The following is a 756-nucleotide window of genomic DNA, read 5'->3' as shown; positions in this document are numbered from 1 at the left end:
AGCAGTCTGCAATTGACTGACTCTTATGGCAAAGAAGTACGAGAAGGCGACCGCGTGTTTGTCGAATTAGACGACTCTATTCCGCCAGTATTCTATCCTGCGCCTGCCACGGTAAACCGCGGCGGATTGATCGTTCGAGTGATGGATTCAATCAGCTCTGCGGCGAAGGGTAGTGTGGTTGCAATCAACTTGGGTAGTAACCAAGGGGCTAAACCTGGTGATGTATTGACGGTCTATCGAAAAGGCCCTTTAGTACGCGATACCATGGACAATGACACACCCGTACGCTTGCCAAGCGAGCCTGCTGGTATGGCGATGGTATTTAATACTTTTGATGATATTAGCTATGCTTATATTTTAAGCTCAGAGCTACCCCTGAATGTGGGCGATCAACTGTTGCCACCGCCTTATCTATAGACATTTATACCATTATCTAAGAGTAAGCAGTCATGATGGAACATTCGCCTTCTTTATCAACTGAACAGCGTGCAACCTTGGCACTGTGGTATGAGGTGAATGCGTCATTATCTGCTTATCATAAACTTATTACGTTTTTTAGCGATGCGCAGCTTGCTTGGCAAGCGACGGTAGAAGCATGGCGACAGTTGGGTATTCATCATACTCATCTCAAACGTCATGAGCAGCCAGATCAAACGCTCGCCAATATTGATAAAATTCAGCAGGCGTTGCTAGAAAAACGCTATAGTCTCTTATTCGCTGATCAGCCCGATTACCCCTCCCAGCTTTTACAGATAT

2 pseudogenes are annotated in these 756 nt (G+C 46.0%); both read left to right on the top strand.

Going from position 1 to position 756, the window contains the following annotated elements:
* Nucleotides 1-417, top strand: a pseudogene (locus ACS8FD_RS19810) (LysM peptidoglycan-binding domain-containing protein); the annotation flags it as partial.
* 32 nt (nt 418-449) lie between these two features.
* Nucleotides 450-756, top strand: a pseudogene (locus ACS8FD_RS19805) (DNA-processing protein DprA); the annotation flags it as partial.

The organism is Psychrobacter sp. 1U2 (assembly GCF_051847575.1).
This window is presented reverse-complemented; position numbering and strand designations above follow the sequence as displayed.